This window comes from Streptococcus sp. GMD4S (genome assembly GCF_000296955.1).
Genome location: NZ_AJRE01000118.1, coordinates 1 through 3326, shown reverse-complemented (window position 1 = coordinate 3326; position 3326 = coordinate 1). Strand labels below are relative to the sequence as shown.

Below are 3326 nucleotides of genomic sequence, written 5' to 3'. Positions count from 1 at the left end.
AAACTGGCGATAAATATGAGAAATGTAATGATAACAGGTTGGAGCGATTGGATGTTGCTCCATTTCCTGGTCGCTGATTCCTAATTCCTTGAAAAATTGTTGGCGAATAAACAACTCACCCTCCACTAGACTCTGGGCATTTTGTTTCAAGAGTCTTTTCATTTCCTCGTTTGAAGTCTTATCAGCCAAGAGGTGATAGGCTTCTGAAAAAGACTTCAGGTAATAAGCATCCTGAATTAAATAATAGCGGAAAATAGAAGGTTCTAAATTTCCCTCTTGTAATTGTAAAATAAAGGGATGATGAAAAGAAGCCTGCCAAGCTTCCTTGGATAATTCCATCGCAATATCTGTAAATTCCATAATAACTCCTTTATAGAAATAAACTGGTTTGAAGCAATAAAAAGAACAGCAGGTAGATTAATTTTGTTTTTTTAGAAATATAAAAAGTCCGATAGCGATTCTCCAACTGTGCATGCTCATCATATCCATGTGCAGACAAAGCTCTCAGGTAAAGATGGCGCCACCTAAAAACCGTCATCAGAACCTTACTGTAAATCAGGGGAGACCAAACATGCAGTTCTTGACCACGCAATAAGCAAGCTTCTTTGAGGGACTTGATCTCCTGCTGAATAAGGGGAAAGGAATTAAATACCACAATCAAGGCATAAGCCCAAGACCGTGATAACCCCTTTTGAGCTAAGTACAAAAGAAGCTCTTTTAGGGAAATAGAGGAAACAAAGACAAGACCGATACAAACCGTCACAAAAGCCCTCGTTCCAAGTATCACTGCCTGCGAAGCATCCCCATGTAACTGGACTGCCCAGTAGTTAGCAAAGGATGGCAAAATGGCGAGCACAAGCATCCAAGCCAACATTTTAAATCGACGGTGATAGAGCAAAAAGAGTATGCAAAATGCGACTACAGAAAGATTAAGAGCAATCGAAGGAATGAAGGATGTTTCCAAGGATAAAATTAGAAAGAAGAGGCTGATAACTGGTGTCTTGGTTGCTACTTTGATCATACTACCTCACCTCCCCTAGAGTATCATTGTTCAGAAATGGGAGAGGTTTGCTGATGGTCACGTCTTGGAGATGACTGAGCCCCTCACTAGTCATCTCAATCCAATAATCAACCACAGAGATCAAGGGATCTAAACGATGGCTAATAATCAAAAAACTTCTTCCTTGATTGCTCTCCTCCAACATCCACTGACAAAAGTAGTCGCAGGCTCTATCATCCAAACCTGCAAAAGGTTCATCTAGCAAGATCACAGAAGCCTTGCTGGTCAAGATGGTCAAAAGCTGAAGAATCTTTTGTTGGCCACCACTTAATTGATAGGGACTCTTCTCAAGCGCCTGCTCCAGATTAAAATATCGTAAAGCTTGGACAATCCGCTGATTTCTTTCCGAGTCTGGACTATCTAATTGCAGTTCCTCTCTCAGACTGACTCGGATAAACTGCTTCTCAGCTTCCTGAACAACACCGGTCAGATCACGATACAAACTCTTTTTCTTTTTCAGGACTTTCCCCTTCCAAGTAATTCGCCCCTTATACTTTTGAAATTGAAGAATAGAGCGAAAGAGGGTTGATTTCCCGACACCATTGTCACCCAAGATACAGGAAATTCCTTGGTAGATAGTAAAATCCGCAAGCGAAAAGAGGGGGCGATGATCCAGCTCACAAGTCACACGATCCAAATGGAATAGTTCTGAACTAGAAGCAACTTCCTTTGAAGCAACCTGTGTCATCTCAGAGTAAGGGATTTGAAACACCTCCCTTAACTGGCCGTCTCTTAGCTCCACCATATGGTCGATATAGACTTCATAGTCTGATAAATCATGGTCGCACAGGATGACTGTCTTCCCATCAAGAACCAACTCTTTTAGAATCTCCAATATCTCGATTCTGCTCTTGCGGTCAATGGAAGCAAAGGGCTCATCCAAGAGATAGACCCTAGGATTCATGGCAAAGAGGACAGCTAGCGCAGCCTTTTGCTTTTCCCCACCTGATAGGTGATGAATGGGACGGTGCAAGATTGGCTCGCAACGACATTGCCGAACCACCTCTGCTATTTTAGAATCAATCTCTTGAACAGGATGGCCGATATTCTCCAAGGTAAAAATCAATTCCTCAAACAAGTTCTCCATAGTAAATTGATGATTGGGATTTTGAAAGAGAATGCCAACTGTCTGGACACGTTCGACGATAGAAAGCTGACTGACTTCGCTCCCATCTATCAGGACTTGACCACTATAGGGAAGAGAACTGACTTGGGCAATGACTTGAAAGAGGCTGGATTTTCCTGAACCACTGCTCCCAACTAACAAGGTAAAGGCTTGCGCATGAAAAGTAAAATCAATTGGCTCTGAGAAGATTGGGGACTGAATCTCCCGTAATTTCAAGCCCATCTATGCCTTTCCTCCAGCTGCAAACTGATGATAGAGTTTGACAATGGCACGAACCAAGATGGTACAGAAGAAAAAGACGGAAATAAAACGCACCACCAGCAAGGAAAGGACAAAAGGAAGGGAGAAGGCATAGTAACCTAATTTAATGTATTCATAGACAAAGCTAAAAAGAGTAATCCCAATACTATTAGCAGTTAGAGAGAGCCAACTTTCATAACGATTCTTGGTCACAATAAAACCAAATTCACTTCCCAACCCTTGAACCAAGCCGGACAAAAGAGCACCTAGACCGAATTGGCTACCATAAAGGACTTCAGCAAGCGCAGCGAGCACTTCTCCAATCGTTGCGCTTCCAATTCTTGGAACAAAGATAGCCGCAATGGGCGCAGCCATACACCAGAGACCAAAAAGGATCTCATTGGCAAAGGCCTGCAAACCAAGAGGGGCCAAGATCAGAGTGAGGATATCAAACAGATAGCCTGAACCCACAAAAACGCCACCAAAAAAGATAGACAAGAAAGCAAGTAAGATAACATCTTTTAACTGCCATTTTTTCAACATAAAAAACTCCTTTTTTAAAGAAAAGTGGGGCATTCAAGGTGAGCTACCAAAAGGCTTGCCGTCAAGCCTATCCTCTTTTGATAAACAAAAAAACTCCAATTACAAAAGAGAATTAGAGTTTACCTTACAAGATTAGACAGTTCTTTTCAACATACGAAAAAAACCTTTTCACATTTCCCTTCGCCAGTATTAACTGTATCAGGTTCAATGGGTATCATCTCAGCCTAAGGCACCCCAAATGTCTTTATTATTTTATTACTGGACCAGTATAACAGAATTTGAAAGCCCTAGCAAGATATTTGACTGGAAAATATATTTATATAGTTTGTTTGTTCATTCTTTTAATCTACATAAAAG

At 41.3% G+C, this 3326-nt stretch carries 3 protein-coding genes, 1 pseudogene and 1 riboswitch; all 4 genes and pseudogenes read right to left on the bottom strand.

The features are described 5' to 3' along the window. Nucleotides 1–360 (bottom strand): annotated as a pseudogene (locus GMD4S_RS07490) (thiaminase II); the annotation flags it as partial. Between the two features lie 10 nt (nucleotides 361–370). Next, nucleotides 371–1021 carry an energy-coupling factor transporter transmembrane component T gene (locus tag GMD4S_RS07485; RefSeq protein WP_000598424.1) on the bottom strand — a complete coding sequence of 217 codons (651 nt, stop codon included), beginning with the start codon at nucleotides 1019–1021 and terminating at the stop codon, nucleotides 371–373. A gap of 1 nt (nucleotide 1022) precedes the next feature. Beyond that, the gene (locus GMD4S_RS07480; RefSeq protein ID WP_000523384.1) at nucleotides 1023–2408 is read right to left on the bottom strand and encodes an ATP-binding cassette domain-containing protein; all 1386 of its coding nucleotides are present in this window, start codon (nucleotides 2406–2408) and stop codon (nucleotides 1023–1025) included. Further along, nucleotides 2409–2969: an ECF transporter S component gene (locus tag GMD4S_RS07475; RefSeq protein ID WP_000915263.1), complete on the bottom strand. Its 561-nt coding sequence runs from the start codon at nucleotides 2967–2969 to the stop codon at nucleotides 2409–2411. 158 nt (nucleotides 2970–3127) lie between these two features. Continuing rightward, nucleotides 3128–3216: riboswitch (TPP riboswitch) on the bottom strand. Nucleotides 3217–3326: the final 110 nt, after the last annotated feature.

What these genes read in the sequence shown, in the direction of transcription:
- GMD4S_RS07475 (WP_000915263.1), bottom strand. Translation starts at nt 2,969, where the DNA reads ATGTTGAAAAAATGGCAGTTAAAAGATGTTATCTTACTTGCTTTCTTG.
- GMD4S_RS07480 (WP_000523384.1), bottom strand. Translation starts at nt 2,408, where the DNA reads ATGGGCTTGAAATTACGGGAGATTCAGTCCCCAATCTTCTCAGAGCCA.
- GMD4S_RS07485 (WP_000598424.1), bottom strand. Translation starts at nt 1,021, where the DNA reads ATGATCAAAGTAGCAACCAAGACACCAGTTATCAGCCTCTTCTTTCTA.